Annotated in this window: 18 protein-coding genes; 3 read left to right on the plus strand and 15 right to left on the minus strand. The window is 48.0% G+C overall.

The genetic code is table 11. From position 1 onward, the window contains the following. Window positions 1–27: 27 nt before the first annotated feature. From spoIIIAE to C1I60_RS21675, 9 genes are all read right to left on the minus strand, one after another. A complete protein-coding gene (gene spoIIIAE, locus C1I60_RS21635) occupies window positions 28–1,218 on the minus strand; it encodes a stage III sporulation protein AE (RefSeq protein ID WP_137063562.1) in 1,191 nt (396 codons plus the stop codon). A gap of 12 nt (window positions 1,219–1,230) precedes the next feature. Continuing rightward, window positions 1,231–1,620 (minus strand): stage III sporulation protein AD, encoded by a 390-nt coding sequence (spoIIIAD, locus tag C1I60_RS21640; RefSeq protein WP_025683336.1) that lies wholly within the window; start codon window positions 1,618–1,620, stop codon window positions 1,231–1,233. A gap of 8 nt (window positions 1,621–1,628) precedes the next feature. Next, entirely contained in the window at window positions 1,629–1,832 is a 204-nt protein-coding gene (spoIIIAC, locus tag C1I60_RS21645; protein WP_137063563.1) for a stage III sporulation protein AC, read from the minus strand. A gap of 12 nt (window positions 1,833–1,844) precedes the next feature. After that, window positions 1,845–2,363, minus strand: coding sequence for a stage III sporulation protein SpoIIIAB (spoIIIAB, locus tag C1I60_RS21650; RefSeq protein ID WP_137063564.1), 519 nt, complete (start codon window positions 2,361–2,363; stop codon window positions 1,845–1,847). Then, window positions 2,356–3,351 (minus strand): stage III sporulation protein AA, encoded by a 996-nt coding sequence (gene spoIIIAA / locus C1I60_RS21655; protein ID WP_137063565.1) that lies wholly within the window; start codon window positions 3,349–3,351, stop codon window positions 2,356–2,358. The genes spoIIIAB and spoIIIAA overlap by 8 nt, the downstream gene beginning before the upstream one ends. A 422-nt stretch (window positions 3,352–3,773) precedes the next feature. Further along, window positions 3,774–5,027 (minus strand): aspartate kinase, encoded by a 1,254-nt coding sequence (locus C1I60_RS21660; protein WP_044647662.1) that lies wholly within the window; start codon window positions 5,025–5,027, stop codon window positions 3,774–3,776. Window positions 5,028–5,228: 201 nt separating this feature from the next. Continuing rightward, the gene (efp, locus tag C1I60_RS21665) at window positions 5,229–5,786 is read right to left on the minus strand and encodes an elongation factor P (RefSeq protein WP_044647663.1); all 558 of its coding nucleotides are present in this window, start codon (window positions 5,784–5,786) and stop codon (window positions 5,229–5,231) included. Window positions 5,787–5,818: 32 nt separating this feature from the next. Then, entirely contained in the window at window positions 5,819–6,892 is a 1,074-nt protein-coding gene (locus C1I60_RS21670; protein WP_137063566.1) for a M24 family metallopeptidase, read from the minus strand. Between the two features lie 81 nt (window positions 6,893–6,973). Continuing rightward, window positions 6,974–7,561, minus strand: a complete 588-nt coding sequence (locus C1I60_RS21675; RefSeq protein ID WP_137063567.1) for a YqhR family membrane protein — start codon at window positions 7,559–7,561, stop codon at window positions 6,974–6,976. A gap of 315 nt (window positions 7,562–7,876) precedes the next feature. On the opposite strand from C1I60_RS21675, the gene C1I60_RS21680 reads away from it, so the two are divergent. Beyond that, window positions 7,877–8,869, plus strand: a complete 993-nt coding sequence (locus C1I60_RS21680) for a DUF1385 domain-containing protein (RefSeq protein WP_137063568.1) — start codon at window positions 7,877–7,879, stop codon at window positions 8,867–8,869. Between the two features lie 7 nt (window positions 8,870–8,876). Beyond that, the gene (locus C1I60_RS21685) at window positions 8,877–9,197 is read left to right on the plus strand and encodes a DUF2339 domain-containing protein (RefSeq protein ID WP_137063569.1); all 321 of its coding nucleotides are present in this window, start codon (window positions 8,877–8,879) and stop codon (window positions 9,195–9,197) included. 111 nt (window positions 9,198–9,308) lie between these two features. On the opposite strand, the gene C1I60_RS21690 is transcribed toward C1I60_RS21685, so the two are convergent. The 3 genes from C1I60_RS21690 to mntR all read right to left on the minus strand — a co-directional run bounded on the left by C1I60_RS21690 (window position 9,309) and on the right by mntR (window position 12,697). Next, window positions 9,309–10,298: a patatin-like phospholipase family protein gene (locus tag C1I60_RS21690; protein ID WP_137063570.1), complete on the minus strand. Its 990-nt coding sequence runs from the start codon at window positions 10,296–10,298 to the stop codon at window positions 9,309–9,311. Between the two features lie 98 nt (window positions 10,299–10,396). Continuing rightward, complete coding sequence (locus C1I60_RS21695) at window positions 10,397–12,133, minus strand: family 10 glycosylhydrolase (protein WP_137063571.1); 1,737 nt, start codon at window positions 12,131–12,133, stop codon at window positions 10,397–10,399. A gap of 138 nt (window positions 12,134–12,271) precedes the next feature. Then, complete coding sequence (mntR, locus tag C1I60_RS21700; protein WP_137063572.1) at window positions 12,272–12,697, minus strand: transcriptional regulator MntR; 426 nt, start codon at window positions 12,695–12,697, stop codon at window positions 12,272–12,274. 252 nt (window positions 12,698–12,949) lie between these two features. On the opposite strand from mntR, the gene splB reads away from it, so the two are divergent. Beyond that, complete coding sequence (gene splB, locus C1I60_RS21705; protein WP_137063573.1) at window positions 12,950–14,014, plus strand: spore photoproduct lyase; 1,065 nt, start codon at window positions 12,950–12,952, stop codon at window positions 14,012–14,014. On the opposite strand, the gene C1I60_RS21710 is transcribed toward splB, so the two are convergent. The 3 genes from C1I60_RS21710 to yidD all read right to left on the minus strand — a co-directional run bounded on the left by C1I60_RS21710 (window position 14,007) and on the right by yidD (window position 17,599). Then, window positions 14,007–14,723 carry a cytochrome c biogenesis CcdA family protein gene (locus tag C1I60_RS21710; RefSeq protein WP_170970868.1) on the minus strand — a complete coding sequence of 239 codons (717 nt, stop codon included), beginning with the start codon at window positions 14,721–14,723 and terminating at the stop codon, window positions 14,007–14,009. The genes splB and C1I60_RS21710 overlap by 8 nt on opposite strands. Window positions 14,724–14,873: 150 nt before the next feature. Beyond that, a complete protein-coding gene (gene metG, locus C1I60_RS21715; protein ID WP_137063575.1) occupies window positions 14,874–16,892 on the minus strand; it encodes a methionine--tRNA ligase in 2,019 nt (672 codons plus the stop codon). A 416-nt stretch (window positions 16,893–17,308) separates the two neighbouring features. Beyond that, window positions 17,309–17,599 carry a membrane protein insertion efficiency factor YidD gene (gene yidD / locus C1I60_RS21720; RefSeq protein ID WP_137063576.1) on the minus strand — a complete coding sequence of 97 codons (291 nt, stop codon included), beginning with the start codon at window positions 17,597–17,599 and terminating at the stop codon, window positions 17,309–17,311. Window position 17,600 lies beyond the last annotated feature (1 nt).

Genomic DNA, 17,600 nt, shown 5'->3' on the forward strand with positions numbered 1-17,600 from the left:
CCCCCCGTTTGATTTCCGATCATTTACTCACCTCATCATGACTGTCATATTGCCTGCCGCGAGCATGACCGTAATCGCAAGAAAGGACATTAAACCCACTGCCGCCAGCGCTGCGAAAACATAAATCATGCTTTTACCGATTGCGTCCAGGCATTCCACAATAGGCGTATCTCCCAAAGGCTGCATAATCGCTGCTGTAACTTTATAGATCAGGGCCAGCGTTAGAATCTTGAGGGCAGGAAAGGCGCAGAGGAACAGGATAATGATGACTCCCACCAGACCAATGGCATTTTTCACGAGCAACGAAGCCGAAATGACCGTATCTGTCGCATCTGCCAGCGCCTTGCCAACCACCGGAACAAAACTGCCTGTAACATACTTGGCCGTGCGGATCGTTAATCCGTCAGTTACAGACGATGTCAAGCCCTGTACGGAAATGACACCCAGAAAAATGGTCAGCAGCACCCCCAGCACCCCTACTCCGGCGTTACGCAGCAGATCGGCTAACTGGGTCAGCTTGTATTTGCCTGTCAGTGAGTTGACCAGATACAACACCGCCGAGAAGAACAGCAGCGGGAACACCAGCGTATGAATGACCGTCCCGACCGTGTTGATCATAAATACAATCAGCGGGTGGGTGACCGAAACGGTTACGACGTTACCCATCGAAGCCAACATGGTAAACAGCAGGGGCAGCATCGCCATCATAAACTGAATCATGCTGTCAATGGCTTCCTTTGCATAACCGATCGCTACACTAAAGCTGTTAATCGCCAGGATGATAATGACCATGTAGACAATGGCGTAGGCGACTTTGCTGACCTGATTACTTTCAAAAGCGCTTTGCAGAGTTTCCAGCACCATACTCATAATGCTGAGCATGACAATGGTGACGAGCAACTTGGCATTCACCCGAATTTCGTGGATGAAAAAATCGGCTATGGCGCTCAATACACCTTTAATGCTGAACCCTTCACCGCCCGGAAGCAGCATATCCATGAAGGAAGGCGTTTTTTGATCAGGGAAAAATCCGCCATATTGCTGCATCAGCCCGTCCCAATAATGCTCTACCTCATCTTTGGGCATCTGCTCCGCCTGTTGTCTGATCCATTCATTCGCAGGTGTATCTGCAAACATGACCACAGCCGAGGCACACCAGAGACATAGCAGCAAAATGGCAACCACTTTGAGATTCGGCATGCCCTCCAGCCTTTTCATGGCATCACCCCCTCAGGCGGGCATCAGCTTCAGAATCGTGTCAATGATAATGCTGATAATCGGGATGGCCAGCACCATAATGAGCACCTTTCCTGTAAGCTCAATTTTGGAGGCAATCCCGTCTTGTCCCGCATCCCGAACCACCTGCGCTCCAAATTCGGCAATATAAGCGATACCGATAATTTTCAGCACGGTTTTAAAATAAATCATATCCATGCCCGATGACCTTGCCAGACGCTCCAGCACAGCAACCACGGACCCAATCTTGCCAATCAACAGTAAAAAAATGACGATTCCCGCAGCTGTCGCAATCAGAAAAGCAAACATCGGCTTCTGTTCCTTAATGACCAAAATAAGAACTGTGGCAATCAGGGCGAAGCCGACCACCTGAATGATTTCCATGTGTCCACCTACTGAAAAAGAAAGATAGATTTGATCTCTTGCAGAAGGTCATCCAGCATTCGTACCACCATGAATAGCACCACCACAAAGCCAATGACCGTTACCCAGTGGGCCATGTCTTCTTTGCCCATTTGCTTGAGTACGGTATGAATCATGGCAATAATAATGCCAATTCCGGCAATCTGAAAAATAGCGTTCACTTCTAAATTCATTCGAGCACCCCGCTAATAGATCAAAATGACGATCAATGCTCCGATCAGCAGTCCCAGGCTTCTGCTCATGCGCTCGTATCTCACCTGATCCGCCTGCGCCTGCGCTTCCTCATGGGATAGCTGCTGGATGGTTAGCGCAATGTGCTTGATCTGGTCTTCACGGTCGCTGGTTCCGAGACTGTAAGCTAGCTGCCGCATCGCTTCTTTCTCGGCCTGCTGCATACTGGAGCGGCTCCACGAGGCTTCAATCGCTTTATGCAGGCTTTCTCTGGCGGTCAGCCCAAAGGAGGGGTGCATCCAGTGTGAGGCTTGCTTGAACAAGGTTCGCAGCGGCTCCCGCAACGGCTCTCCCGTCTTGGCAAAAGCATCCGGTAGCGGCGACACCCCGTAGGAAACCTCGGTGGTCAGCCTTTGCAGCGCGAGAATCAGCTCTCTGATCTGCCTCGGCCTCAGCGCAAACTGCCTTGCCCGCTGCCAGCCAGCCAGCGTAGCGGCGAGTATAACCAACGTGGCACCCAGTAGCTTAAGCATAGAATATGCCTCCGTTCTGCCCTTCCGCAGACAGTGTCAGCCTGCGCTGTTTGGCATCTGCCAGCCGGAAGGAGACGCCCCGGCTCGTCCGCTCCAGCATGACGTAGAGCTGAAACAGCTCCTGTCCTGTAGTCAATCCGGCAAAAGCAGGCCGGGTCGCCATTTCAGCCACATCACGTCCATGCGCGGAAGCAATGACTGCGATCCCCGCATGAAGCGCTTCACGCACCGCTTCGGCATCCTCAGGTCGGCCGATTTCATCGACGATCAGCACATCTGGCGACATGGAACGAATCATCATCATCATGCCTTCTGCTTTCGGACATCCATCCAATACGTCGGTTCGAGGTCCAACATCAAAACCGGGAATGCCCTTGTGACTGCCGGCAATCTCCGAACGTTCATCTATAATGCCTACCTTAAGCCCGCTTCGACGCCCCCCATTGCTTTCCATCCCCCCGTAGCTTAGTTGCCGGGCCAAGTCCCTAAGCAGTGTTGTTTTACCATGCTGAGGCGGGGACAAGATGAGGGTATGAAGGATTTTACCGGATTTTCGATCCGCTACATAAGGCAATATGCGATCAGCTATACCGGGAATCGCTCGGGCAATTCTTACATTAAAGCTGCTTATATCCCTCAAATGCTCCACTCGCCCTCTGCTCAGCACCGTTCTCCCCGCCAACCCGATCCGGTGACCCCCGGGAATGGTAATAAACCCTTTGCGAAGCTCCTCCTCCATGGTGTACAGGGAATGATTGCTGATAAAATCCAGCAAACGGTGGGCATCCTCCCGGTCCGGCTTATAGGCTTCCATATGGTTCACAGTCAGCCGACCGGCGGACGTTACAAAATGATGTTCACCATTTGTATTAATTTCCAGCGGTCTTCCTTCCCGGACCCGAATTTCCTCCAGTTGCTTGAATACCGTTTCCGGAAGCTTTCCGAGTATACCGTGCAACGGTTCGGGAAATAACTCCAGCCATTCCATACCGATGCCGCCCCCTCACAGTTGTCCTCTTTCTTTAAGACAAGTCTATGGCCGACTCTCGCTTTTTATGCCGAAAATATATCGAAAACCTAGTCGTTGATTTCAAAGCTCCTATCCGCCTTTAACAAACATATTTCACGCCACCTAAAGCTCCTTCATGGAATCTGCGAAAATTAAAAAAGGCACCCCGAAGCCTTGACGGCTAAGGGATACCCTGGAACAAAAACAATAGATTCACAATAAAAGAGGCTGCCCTTCAGCCCATCACTCGCTGAAAAACAACCTCTTAACCTACCGTTATATTCTATGATTATAAAACTATAAATAGGAGGCGTACAATGCATCTGCCGTTATACTTGATTGCTTTCGTTCAAGCAACTTCATATGCTGCATCTTAGTGGTGCACACTTTCGGTCAGTAAATTACCGACGGTCCTGCGGTCCACCTACAAATGCTTGCTCCTCAGTATCCAGATTGTACGCTGTATGCAACGCCTGAATAACCCCATGGAGTTTGCCAGCCTCGATCACACACGACACCTTGATTTCAGATGTGCTTACCATTTTAATGCTCACGCCTTGTTCTGCCAACACAGCAAACATTTGCGCTGCAACGCCTGGATGGCTGACCATGCCTGCACCTACGATGGATACTTTGACGAGGTTTTCTTCAGACGTCACTTCACGGTATGGAAGCTCTGTGCGAATGCCTTCCAACGTCTTCAAGGCTGCTTCGCGATCCGTTAGAGCCACTGTAAAGGAAAAGTCTGCTTTGCCAGCCTCAACACCACTTTGCACAATAATGTCTACATCAATTTTGGCTCCCGCCAGCGTTCCGAATACTTTCGCCAGTACACCAGGAGTATCGACTACGCCCAAAATACTGATTCTTGCTACATTTTTATCATATGCAATCCCACTGACTACTACGCCCTGCTCCATTACTGCATCCTCCTTTACGACCGTTCCTTCATTATGGTTAAAACTGGACCGCACAATCAGCGGTACCCGGTTATGTTTCGCATATTCTACCGCACGTGGATGCAACACTGCCGCACCCAGATTGGCTAATTCCAGCATTTCATCATAGGAAATTTCTTTCAGCTTGCGGGCAACCTTCACGATCCGTGGATCTGTAGAATATATGCCATCCACATCCGTGTAAATTTCACAAGCATCTGCCTGGATCGCCGCCGCCAGTGCAACCGCCGTCGTGTCAGAGCCACCACGTCCCAGCGTCGTAATATCTCCTTCAGCAGACATCCCCTGGAAACCCGCAACCACGACAATCTTATTGCTGCTTAGTGCATCCAGTACCCGCTGAGGCTGGATGTCCGTAATTCTCGCCCGACCATGCTCGGATTCCGTACGGAAACCAGCCTGCCATCCTGTAAACGATACCGCCTCATGTCCCAACTGCTGAATAGCCATCGACAACAATGCAATCGAAATTTGCTCGCCAGTCGTCATCAGCATATCCAACTCACGTGCAGGCAACTGCTCATTCAGCAATTTGGCCTGGTCGATCAGTTCGTCTGTTGTGTCCCCCATCGCAGAAACAACAACTACACATTGATGCCCTTCACTCTGTTTCTCAACAACGCGTTTTGCCACGCGTTTCATGCGCTCCGTATCACCGACGGAACTGCCTCCGAATTTCATGACATACAAAGACAACGATATTCACTCCCTCAGACTCAACAGTATGTAACCTTGAGATGGCACAACCGACTTTGAACGTGACATCCTACGGCATAACTTTAGTACAGTATAATACGAAAGTGCTATGCGGAGCCAATGTTTTTTAATAACAGTTATTCATAACAAATAATCCTCTGTCCTTGACAAGGACAGAGGATATGAAGAAGCTAGACCATTTTATGCGCGGGAAATATATTTACCATCGCGTGTATCAATCAGCAATACATCATCCTGGTTGATGAACAAAGGAACCTGAACGTTCAGTCCTGTTTCAACTTTAGCATTTTTGGTAGCACCTGTAGCCGTGTTGCCTTTAATACCCGGCTCCGTGTCAATAACCTTCAGTTCTACGCTGTTAGGAAGGTTAATCCCGAGAATTTCACCATTATAGCTAATGATGTTTACATTCATGTTTTCTTGCAGGAAGTTAAGTTCCCATTTCAGTTGATCACTGGAAAGGTTGAATTGATCGTATGTTTCGTTGTCCATAAATGTATGCTCGTCAGCGCTCGCATAGAGGTAAGACACACCACGGTTTTCAATTTGCGCACGACCAATCGTTTCACCTGCACGGAATGTACGTTCAACCGTGTTACCGTTACGCAGGTTTTTCAGCTTGGAGCGCACGAATGCCGCACCTTTACCTGGTTTTACGTGTTGGAAGTCCAGTACTGTAAAAATATCTCCGTCTACCTCGACGGTCAAGCCTGTTTTGAAATCATTTACGTTAATCACTAAAATACCCCTCCTACAGGACTGTTATCGTATTAAACGACTGTAAATTCTTTGCTTGAATGTGTTAATACCTTGATGCCGCTATCTGTAATAACGATATCATCCTCGATCCGTACGCCGCCCAATCCAGGTACATAAATACCTGGTTCAACCGTTACAACCATGCCAGGCTCCAGAATGTCATCACTTGCCTTCGACAGACGCGTGGATTCATGGACTTCCAGACCCAGACCATGACCTGTGCTGTGTCCGAAATTGTCTCCATAGCCATGGCTTGCAATAATATCACGTGTCAGCGCATCCGCTTCACGGCCTGTCATGCCTGGCTTAATATGTTCCAGCGCGTGAAGCTGCGCCTTGAGCACAATATCGTAGATCTCACGTAGCTGCGGCGACAAATCCCCTTGTGTAGCTACTGTGCGTGTTACATCGGAGCAGTAGCCATCCAGCAACGCACCGAAATCAAACGTAATCAGTTCGCCCGCTTGTACCAACTTGGAGCTAGCTACACCGTGAGGCAGTGCCGAACGAACCCCGGATGCCACAATCGTGTCAAAGGAGGAAGACGTAGCTCCCTGCTTGCGCATGAAGAATTCCATTTCCAGATCCAACTCACGCTCGCTGACACCCGGTTTGATGTAAGGCAAAATGTGTGCAAATGTAGCATCTGCCAAATCCGCCGCCCGCTGCATCACTTCCAGCTCTTCCGCATCCTTGTATACCCGTAGCTTTTCTACAATTCCCGATACCGGAATCAATGTAACAGGGGACAAATCTTCACTGTAAGCTTTATGCGTCGCAACAGATACATGATCCTGCTCAAAGCCTGTTTCGCCGATCTGATGGGAGGACAACAGCTCTTTCACCGTTTCCATGACTTGCGCAGCGTGCTGCACCACCGTAAAGCCTGCCGCTTGCTCGGTCGCCTGTGTCATATAACGAAAGTCGGTCAGCAGATAGCTGTGAGATTCCGTAATCAGCACATAACCCGACGAACCAGTGAATCCTGTCAAATATCGGCGGTTGACAGGGCTTGTAATCAATATAGCCCGCAGATCATGCTCGCCCAGCGCCTGCCGCAGCTTTAACACCCGGTCATTCTTCATCTTTCATCCCGCTCCCCTCTGTCAAATAACCAAATGCTATTTTAACACAGGCGATAGCCGCTTGAGAAGTTTTTGTTGCGCTCAGTCCCCAGCTTCCTCAGGCTCGCGCTTTCTCTCGTCCGTATACTCAACAGCAACGGTGTATCCGATAAATAACCCCCACAGTATAAACACACAAATTTCCGTATATATGGAATCCCAGGTCAAACGATGAAGCGGATTCATCATCCCGAGCTTGGGACCTGTCAACACGAATAAAATAACCCACCAGACCAGACCGTAAACGATGCCAGGCAAGGGACCCTTATACCTACGAAACATAAATGTGTACACTAGCGAAGCTACAACTGATAATGCTATAAAAAACAGTAGACCCACCAGATGCCCTGCCGTCGTTTTCATGAACGAATGCTTGAAAAAAGGCTCTGCCAAAAATCCCGGTGCGACTACCGTAAAATGCAATGTATAAAACAACCAGCGCAGCAATCCCCAGAGCAAGCCCGCAAAAAAGCCCAGTTCGAGTGCAAAAGGAATAAGGGGCGTATGTATTTTGCCCGACTGCTGCCTGCCTCTACGGGTGTTATTATTGTTATGGTCGCGTTGATCCTGAGATTCGCGAGTCTGGTCCTGATCATGGCCTGCCTTGGGTATGGAGTAGGTTTCACTCATGTGTTTGATCCCCTTTCAAGATCCAAAACTTTTTCCATGCTAATAAGGATGACTTTATTGGCGCATGAAGAAGGCGCATTGCCGATGATTCGTGCATATCCATTTTGCTAGTAGTATGCTCCGAAGGGGATTAGTTTAACACTGAACTTGATGAGTGGTGTTTAGATATGGGAAAATAGAAGTAAAAGCACACTTCAAACTAACTAATAATGTGCCTTTTTAGCATTTGAAGTCCAACTCCCCTCCCCCAACTAGATATTCCCTTCCAAATTCGATACAATATACAAAAAGCACGTGTAAAGAGAGGTGAGACGGTTGTCACAAGCATCCAAGCCTGTAAGCTACGGTGGTCAGGCTGTCATTGAAGGTGTCATGTTCGGCGGCAAGCGTGTCAATGTCACGGCAGTTCGCCGCAAAACTGGCGAAATCACATATTTGGAAGTACCGCGCAAGGAGCAATCCTGGGTGACCAAATTTCGCAGAATTCCGTTATTGCGGGGAATTGTAAGCATCATCGACTCCAGCGCCAAGGGTACAAAACATTTGAACTATTCAGCCGATGCGTATGCTGATGATGAAATTGACCCAGAAGAACGCGCTGAACAAAAGAAAAAAGAAGAATCCCGCTGGAGCCTGAGTATGATCATCGGTGTGGCCGCGGTCGGGATTTTATCCTTTTTATTCGGCAAAATTGTGTTAACCCTCGTTCCGGTTGTTGTAGAGGACTTCCTGTTTAAAAATTTATTTCACGAGCAGATTTTGCATAATCTGGCGGAAGGAGCAATTAAGCTGATTCTGCTGTTGGCCTATTTATGGGGAATTTCCCAAACTCCGTTGATCAAACGACTTTTCCAGTATCACGGAGCAGAACATAAGGTGATTACCGCATATGAAGCGGGTGAAGAACTAACCCCTGCTAATGTGCAAAAATACAGTCGTCTGCATTACCGTTGTGGTAGCAGCTTTATCATGCTCACAGTGATCATCGGGGTACTTGTATATTCCCTGTTTACGTATGATAATCTGTGGGAGCGTATGGGACAGCGGCTTTTGCTGCTTCCAATCGTGTTGGGGCTTTCTTTTGAATTTCTCAAGCTAACAAATGCCCTGCGGGAAATTCCGGTACTCCGTTATTTGGGATACCCCGGCCTGTGGCTGCAACTACTTACCACCAAAGAACCGACCGATGATCAAGTAGAGGTATCCATTGCTTCGTTCAAGCGTATGCTGGAATTGGATGCCGAGTTGGAAAATGTACCTGTAAAGGAGAACTTCAACAGCTCGGTCCTTGATCCTGTGAAAGGATGAGTGAAAGATGAACAGACATGCGGTTATTTTCTGGCTTACCCTTGCCTTGGGCGCATATGGGATTGTGGATATGGTATGGAGAGGAAGCTGGGGCTTTCTTATAAGTTTATTGATTCCTGTCCTTGTTTTTGCAGTTATATTTCTGCTGTACAAATACCTGCCAGGACGACGCACCCGTACGCCCAAGATTAAACCCTCTGCACGCACGATGGCCAAAACAGCCAGCACACGCAAGCAGCAGACTACAAGCAAGCGCAAAGCGTATCCTTTTCATGTTATTGAAGGTTCTAAGGGCAAAAACGAAGAAGAACAGCCTAAGTATCATTAGTCGATCACACTCTAACATGGTACGCAAAGGAGCCATCACCCGCGTAATGAAAAATCACCGGGAAATGGCTCCTTTTTTAACCTCTTGACTCCAGTTCCAACTAACAAATGATTATTTCATGGCGTACATCGTATCCTTCATTAATTGATACTTGTTATACTGCTGTTGATAAGAAGCGATGCTCCATTTGTGGAAAAAAGCGTCTCCTGCCTGCACACCAGATTCATACAACAAATTGCTTTGCTCAGGAGAAATGTTGAACTGTGCTGTGCGAATGCCCAGCGTCGGGATTTTAATCGTCCGATATCGATTCTCCTGCTCAATATAACGCTCATCATGCGCTGATAGCATCGTATCAAAAATAGCTTGCAGCATCGTCAATGGCCCCCGTATATACGAAACCTTCGTTTCGGCTCCCGTTTTGCCCACCATCTGAAAGCCTACTGTTGGAATGGTTTTGGCCTTTCGTTCATTTACAGGCTCATCAAAAAGCCATAAAGGCAGATTACTTAGCAATGCCCCATCGACAACAAACACAAATTGCTGTGAAAATTTTTTTCCTTTCGTGTGCAAAGGATCAAGTCTTAGCATAACGGGGTCGAAAAAATATGGGATGCTTGTGCTCATCCGAATGGCCTTGGCCACCTCCAGTGAAGAGGAGCTCATACCGAAACGTTTGATATCCTCAGGAAGCACCAGAATGCGTCCGTTCGTTATGTCTGAAGCAATAATGCGCAGCTTGCCTGGAGGCAGATCCGCGAACGTACGCACTCCCTTGGCAAGCAACAGCTCCCGCACCCAATGCTCCAATGCTTCTCCAGAGTACAGCCCTTTTTTAAGAAAAATACGAGCTGCCGGTCCAACCCATTTGATGTTAAACACCGGAGAACGCCGTAACAAGCTGACCAAGGGGGTTTTCTCGATCACGGCTTTCATTTCATCTGCTGAATATCCTGCCGCCAACAAAGCAGCTACAATAGCACCTGATGATGTACCCGCTACGCGGTTGAATACAATTTCATGCTCCTCCGCAGCCTTAACTGCACCCGCCAGCGATATACCCTTAACCCCTCCACCCTGGAACACAGCATTGATCAGCATAGATCAAAAAACCTCCGTTCTCTTGGGAGTAAGCAGTTCTACTGCTTATGTATGAGAACGGAGGTTTATTTAGAACCTATATGAACGAATTTACATCATTATTGATAATAATTTTGAAGAAGCTGAATAAGTCCGTTCGGATTTTTCCTTAAATGCTGGGCACTAAAGTAAATATCTCCTTTGATCTGGTTATAATTTTCGTTCAGCTTGAGTTGCTTAATCAACTCTTCGGCAGATTGCCAGCCCTTTTCAGGAGTGCCGATTTTATAAGGAGAATGTCCAATGTACAGCTTAACATCTGAATTTTTGACCTCATTGGACCACCATGCCACAAGCTTGTCATAGCCAGCGGCCGGGAAACCGATACTCCAATAAATCTGTGGAGCTACATAATCAATCCAGCCTTTGTTAATCCAGGTACGTACATCGGCAAATGTCGTATCATACGCTGTAACGCCTGCCTTCGTATCTGATCCGGTTAAGTCCTGAGACTTGTTGCGCCACACTCCAAAAGGACTAATACCGAATTGCACTTTGGACTTGCTTGCATGAATGCTTTTGCCCAAATCACGGACAAAGCTGTTCACATTATCTCTCCGCCAGTCGTCTTTGTTAGAAATTTTGTTGGCATTATAAGCTTGAAAAGTCGCATCATCATCAAAAGTACCGCTGTATGGATAGAAATAGTCATCCAAATGAACGCCGTCAATATCGTATCCGTCCACAACCTCCATAATCGCATCAATGACATGCTGGCGAGCGGCGGGAATACCCGGATTGATGTAAAGCTGGCTGCCATTCTTAACAATCCAATCCGGATGTTGGTTAGCGACATGGTTTGCAGCTAAACCATTGGTGGTCCCTGTAGAATTGGCGCGGAAAGGGTTAAACCAGGCATGGAACTCCATCCCCCGCTTGTGCGATTCACTAATCATAAATTTTAAAGGATCATAGCCCGGATTTTTACCTTGGGTATTCGTCAGGTACTTGCTCCATGGCACAAGATTGGACGGATACAGCGCATCCCCACTGGCCCGGACCTGAACAAAAACCGCATTAATACCCATCCCCTGCAAATCATCAAGCATTTTGGTAAATTCCTGCTTTTGCTTCTCGGTGCTGCTTCGGGCGGCGGAAGAAGGCCAATCCCCGTTAATCGTAGAAATCCAAGCCCCACGCATGGAAGTAGAAGCTTTCACTTGCACGACCTGTCCCTGCGAAGAATTGGAGCTGCCCTCATTGGTTGATGTAGACGGTGAAGTGACACTCGCCTGCTCGTCATCATTAATTCCCTGATTCGTATCTACACTTCCCGGATTGTCAGATGTAGACATATTGGAGCTGGAGCCGCCACCGGAGGATGTTGTTCCGCCTGTGGCGGCACCCACTTTACCACTATTTAACGTAATGACTCGCTCTGAAGCTCGCCAGTCCACTTTTAATCCCAACTCTTCCCCAACAAAACGCAGCGGCACCATGACTCTTCCGCTCGTCATACGCGCAGATGCGTCCAATCGAACTGACTTGCCATTCACTATAGCACTCTGTCCGCCGTTTTCCATAGAAATGTTCTTGTCTTGTGCTGCAATGGTTACCGTACCGGACGATGCTGACCAGTTAACCTGAGCGCCTAATCCCTCACTGATCACCCGCAAGGGTACCATCGTTACGTTGGCTCCCTGTACAATGTATGGCGAAGCATCACTTTTCAGTGGTTGCCCGTCCAATATAATTTCAATCTCTCCGTTTGGAGCCGCTTGCACTCCTGGCACAACTGCCGTCTGCACCGCCAGCAGTAAACCCGCAGCCAGTGCCCATGTTTTCTTCCAATTCATATGATTACAATCCCCCGCTAACCCCGTTAATTTTTAACCCTGTCTTGTCCTGCTATATAATGGATAGACGCTAATACCCGGGTATTTGTTGCGGTAGGGACAAATAAAAAAAGCATCTGTCCTTACGGACGATGCCTGTCAGGAATCACCACTCAATTCCTTGTGTATATCGTGAAGCTGGCGCAAACGATCTTCATCCTGGCGGAAATATTCGACCAATGTCTCAATGCGGGTGATGGAATCCCAGCTTAAATGGTGCTCAATACCTTCCACATCTTTATAGATCAGGTCCTTGTCGACCCCAATCATATCCAGAAATTGCTCTAGTAACTGGTGGCGATCAACCAGCCGTTTGCCGACCTTTTTCCCTTTGGGTGTTAAAATTAATCCCCGATATTTCTCATATACGAGATAGTCGTCCTTATCCAGCTTCTGGATCATCTTGGTAACGGACGAAGGATGGACCTCCAGACCCTCAGCGATATCCGAGACACGGGCGTATCCCTTCTCATCAATCAGCTGGTAAATGCGCTCCAAATAATCTTCCATGCTTGGCGTTGGCACTTGTTTCCCTCTTTTCTGTTATTGAACGGGCGCTTACCGCCTTCATTTCCTGCGTTGAACCTACATATGTAATGATACATGTTATCATTGCCTATTGGCAAGTCTCATCCCTCTGCTCACAGCTATTGCCACGATTTGTTCAATTTAAGCAGGGTACACTAATAACGTCCCTGTATCATTCTCCTATGGCATGAGTTAGAGTTGGACATCCAAGCTACTACTGGATATTTATTCCTGAAAGGAGCGTTACCCATGTCCACGCTTGAGCGTACTCCTGTCAAAACCAAAGGAACCAAACCGTTCGTGCCTGATCTGGTGTTTTTCGAGCCAGACGCACTGAATTATCCTAAGGGTCAGCGTATTATGGATTGGGTCAAAGCAAAAGGCATTCCGTATCGTATGACCACATCTCATAACCGGATTACCAATTTACCGGGCGAAACCGAAGTTGAAAAGTATCGAATGGCGAAAAAGACGTTGGTCGTCGGTATTCGCAAAACGCTAACTTTCGACCAGTCGAAGCCCTCTGCTGAATACGCCATTCCCATTTCGACCGGATGCATGGGACACTGCCACTATTGTTATTTGCAAACGACATTAGGGGCAAAGCCGTATATACGTGTCTATGTCAATACGGACGATATCTTATCGGCAGCGAAAGGCTATATCGAGGAACGTGCGCCCGAAATTACTCGTTTTGAAGCAGCCTGTACCTCCGATCCTGTTGGTTTGGAGCATATCACCGGATCGCTCGGGGAATTGATTCGTTTTATGGCAGATGAAGAATTTGGTCGTCTGCGTTTTGTTACCAAATATCATCATGTCGATCCACTGCTGGATATTCAGCATAATGGCCATACCCGCATTCGTTTTAGCATTAATTCCGATTATGTTATTAAACAGTTTGAGCCTGCGACTTCACGCTTCGAAGAACGTATTGAAGCAGCGGGTAAAATCGCCCGAGCCGGTTATCCGCTAGGCTTTATTATCGCCCCGATCATCTGGTATGACGGTTGGGAAGAAGGATACGGTGAACTGCTGCGCAAACTGGGGGAAACCTTGCCTCATGATGCCACAAAAGATCTGACGTTCGAATTGATCCAGCATCGTTTTACCAAAACGTCCAAGGCTGTAATTGAGAAGCGTTATCCCAAAACCAAGCTGGAAATGGACATGGAGAAACGCAAGAAAAAATGGGGCCGTTGGGGACAAAATAAATACGTTTACCCTGATGAACAGCAAAACGCCCTGCGAGAATTTATCACTGAGCGCATTTTTGAACATTTTCCATTAAGTCGTATTGAGTATTTCACATAACCAGCATCCAATCCGGGGTAATCCGTTGTAAAAACAATGTTACATCTGTCATATGATCGGTTACCAGCAAAATACCGGTGATAACAAGCAGTATACCGCCTGTTTTAACGATAATCGACGTGTAACGCGAGGATAAACGAACAGAGCCAGCCAGTAAAGCCAATGCAAAAAATGGAATCGCAAAACCAAGCGCGTAGCCTGTGACCAGCTTGAACCAGGTATGATGCTCTACTGCCGCTAAAGCGATAATAGCCGTCAGCATGGGACCGATACAGGGAGACCAGCCTGCCGCAAATCCAATTCCGATCACAAAGGAACCGGCATAACCGGCAGGCTTCCATGTCCAGCGAAGCTTATGCTCCCGCATTAAAATCAAAGGCCGTATCACACCAATAGATACCAGCCCCATCGCCAAGATCAGTATCCCCGCAACCACTCTTAGCGTATCCTTATAATTGCCAAACCATTCTCCCAGCAACCCTACGCTTGCACCCAAGGAATAAAACACAAGGGAAAAGCCCAGTACAAAAGCTAGGGTATGTCCCATCGTACGGTAACGCACCTCAGCCTTATGCCGTCCTTCGGCCAGTTCACGTGCCGACATCCCCGTCATATAAGATAAATAAGAGGGGTACAGTGGCAAACAGCAAGGTGAGAAAAAAGAAACCATTCCTGCTATGATCGCCAACCCGGCGTTAACATCCGTCATCATCATTTCCTCCCGCCTGTCTTAAGTAAACGCGAGCAAAACAAGCTCTATTACTAAAACATACGTGAGGAAGCAGCCAAATATGTTGCAACCCAAAAAGCGTATGCCCTGGCATGTGAGCCGAAAGACATACGCTATTACAACCTTTATTTATTTCACAATCGCGCCGTTAGGCATGCTTTCCGGTACTGTAGCCAGCGTGAGCTGATCCCCGTGCGATGCTGCCAAAATCATTCCTTGTGACAACTCACCACGCAGCTTCACAGGCTTAAGATTGGTCACACAAATCACCTTGCGTCCAACCATATCCTCCGGCGTGTAAAACTTGGCAATGCCCGATACCACCTGACGCTGCTCATAACCAAGATCAAGTTGGAGCTTCAACAGCTTATCGGCCTTCTTCACAGGCTCACAGGCGATAACCTGAGCGACGCGCAGTTCTACCTTGGCAAAATCCTCAATACCAATCTCTTCCTTTGCCTCTGGCGCCTTCTGGCCTTCCTCAGCCGCATTTTGTGGTTGAACTTGAGCCTCAGCTTCCTCCGGCTTCTTGCCCCCCGTCATCGCTTCCACGATGAAAGCAACCTCCTGCTCAGAATCCAGACGTGGGAAGATAGGATTGCCTTTGATCAGTTGCGTTCCTTCCGACATGCGACCAAACTGCTTACCGCTATCCCATGTCGTCAATTCACCTTCTTTAATGCCAAGTTGTTCCCAAATTTTATGCGGAGCGCGGGTCAAGAACGGTTGGAGCAAAATGGACGCGATGCGCAAGCTTTCTACCAAATGCACCATAACAGATGCCAGCTCACGGCGTTTGTCCTCATCCTTGGCCAGGTTCCATGGTTGTGTTTCGTCAATATACTTGTTGCTACGGCTAATAAATTGACTGATCGCCGTCAAAGCCACAGAAAACTCCATATTTTCCATCGCTTCTTCTACTTTACTGTAAGTCGCTGTTGCCATTTCCTCCACAGCCCCGTCGAATGCTGTTACATTCGCTTCATAAGCCGGAACCTTACCTTCAAAGTATTTGTCTACCATTGCTACGGTACGGTTCAACAAATTGCCTAGATCATTCGCCAAATCAGAATTGACCCGATCAACGAAGCTTTCCGGTGTAAAAGTTCCATCAGCGCCGAAAGGCACCTCACGCAGCAAGTAATACCGAAGTTGATCCAGACCATAGCGGTCAATCAGTGTTACAGGGTCAACGACGTTGCCTTTGGATTTGGACATTTTACCGTCCTTCATGAGCAGCCAGCCGTGCGCAAATACTTTTTTAGGCAGCGGAAGATCCAGCGCCATTAGCATGATCGGCCAATATATCGTATGGAATCGTACAATTTCCTTCCCAACGATATGCACATTTGCAGGCCAAAATTTATCATACAGCTCGGTATTGGAGGAACCATAGCCCAGGGCTGTAATATAGTTGGAGAGCGCATCAATCCACACATATACGACATGCTTCGGATCACCTTTCACCTTAACGCCCCAGTCAAAGGTTGTGCGGGATACAGCCAAATCCTCCAGACCCGGCTTGATAAAATTGTTAATCATCTCTTTTTTACGGGATTCCGGCTGGATAAACTGCGGGTTCTCCTCATAAAATTTCAACAAACGATCAGCATACTTGCTCATACGGAAAAAGTAACACTCTTCCTTGACTAATTCTACAGGGTGCCCACTGTCCGGGCTTTTACCTCCAGCCACATTGCCTTCTGCATCCTTCACCACGTCAACCAATTGAGTCTCCGTGTAATAAGTTTCGTCAGGTATGCTGTACCAGCCTTCGTATTCGCCCTTATAAATGTCTCCTTGCTTTAGCAAACGATCAAAAATTTCCTGCACAACGCTCTTGTGGCGTTCTTCCGTTGTACGAATAAAATCGTCATTGGAAATGTCGAGCTTCCGCCATAAATCCTGAATCCCTGCCACAATATCGTCAACGAAACGTTGCGGTGTTTTGCCAGCCGCACTCGCCTTCTGCTCAATCTTCTGTCCATGCTCATCCGTTCCTGTCAAATAGCGCACCTCGTAGCCGCGCAGCCGCTTGTAGCGCGCCATCGCATCTCCGGCTACCGTAGTGTACGCATGACCAATATGTAGCTTGTCGCTTGGATAATAAATCGGTGTCGTAATGTAAAATGTTTTCTCATTGGACATGTGTATTGCCTCCTGTTTTGTTCATGGCAGCAAAATAAGGCATGCTCCCCTGAATTCGGTACTCCAATTCATGTTTTTCACACCAATTGGGCACAAAAAAGACCCCCGTCCCTATGGGACGAGAGTCACCTCACGCGTTACCACCCAAATTCCCCGTATCCTCGCAGACTACAGGCTTCACCAGTCATTTCTGACCGCCCATTAACGCTGGATCACGCCTTTCCCTTACGGTCGCCCCTATAAAACATTGAACGGTGGCAAGCACGCTCGAAAAAGGTTCCTCCAGGACCATATTCAGGCTTCGTCCAGACCGGTTTGCAGCTAACCCCGGCTCTCTGTACTGGACGGTTGACCCTACTCATCCCTTCGCAGGAAAACATTATTATCCAAAATATAACCAAACCCGCATAGCTATGTCAAGTCAAGCCCTTCCCAGTACGGTCAGCAAAACGATCTTCATCGGATCTATTCGCCCGCTTTTTAGCAGGAGGCACCAAATCTACACCGCCCGGATGAAAGGGATGGCACTTTGCTATACGTTTGGCGGACAGCCAGGAGCCCTTGAACGCACCATGCACTTCCACCGCTTCCAGCGCGTACTGGGAGCACGTCGGATAGAAGCGGCAGGTCGGTGGCTTTAATGGTGAAATATAGGATCGGTATAACTTAATCGGAGCTTGAACCACTCTGCGTGTGGTAATCTTCATT

The sequence above is a fragment of the Paenibacillus terrae genome, assembly GCF_005217525.1.
GTDB classification, from domain to species: Bacteria; Bacillota; Bacilli; order Paenibacillales; family Paenibacillaceae; genus Paenibacillus; species Paenibacillus terrae_C.

Coding starts and splice junctions, on each gene's coding strand:
- spoIIIAE (WP_137063562.1), bottom strand. CDS start 1,218: ATGAAAAGGCTGGAGGGCATGCCGAATCTCAAAGTGGTTGCCATTTTG.
- spoIIIAD (WP_025683336.1), bottom strand. CDS start 1,620: ATGGAAATCATTCAGGTGGTCGGCTTCGCCCTGATTGCCACAGTTCTT.
- spoIIIAC (WP_137063563.1), bottom strand. CDS start 1,832: ATGAATTTAGAAGTGAACGCTATTTTTCAGATTGCCGGAATTGGCATT.
- spoIIIAB (WP_137063564.1), bottom strand. CDS start 2,363: ATGCTTAAGCTACTGGGTGCCACGTTGGTTATACTCGCCGCTACGCTG.
- spoIIIAA (WP_137063565.1), bottom strand. CDS start 3,351: ATGGAATGGCTGGAGTTATTTCCCGAACCGTTGCACGGTATACTCGGA.
- C1I60_RS21670 (WP_137063566.1), bottom strand. CDS start 6,892: ATGAAGAATGACCGGGTGTTAAAGCTGCGGCAGGCGCTGGGCGAGCAT.
- C1I60_RS21675 (WP_137063567.1), bottom strand. CDS start 7,561: ATGAGTGAAACCTACTCCATACCCAAGGCAGGCCATGATCAGGACCAG.
- C1I60_RS21685 (WP_137063569.1), top strand. CDS start 8,877: ATGAACAGACATGCGGTTATTTTCTGGCTTACCCTTGCCTTGGGCGCA.
- C1I60_RS21690 (WP_137063570.1), bottom strand. CDS start 10,298: ATGCTGATCAATGCTGTGTTCCAGGGTGGAGGGGTTAAGGGTATATCG.
- C1I60_RS21695 (WP_137063571.1), bottom strand. CDS start 12,133: ATGAATTGGAAGAAAACATGGGCACTGGCTGCGGGTTTACTGCTGGCG.
- splB (WP_137063573.1), top strand. CDS start 12,950: ATGTCCACGCTTGAGCGTACTCCTGTCAAAACCAAAGGAACCAAACCG.
- C1I60_RS21710 (WP_170970868.1), bottom strand. CDS start 14,723: ATGACGGATGTTAACGCCGGGTTGGCGATCATAGCAGGAATGGTTTCT.
- metG (WP_137063575.1), bottom strand. CDS start 16,892: ATGTCCAATGAGAAAACATTTTACATTACGACACCGATTTATTATCCA.
- yidD (WP_137063576.1), bottom strand. CDS start 17,599: ATGAAGATTACCACACGCAGAGTGGTTCAAGCTCCGATTAAGTTATAC.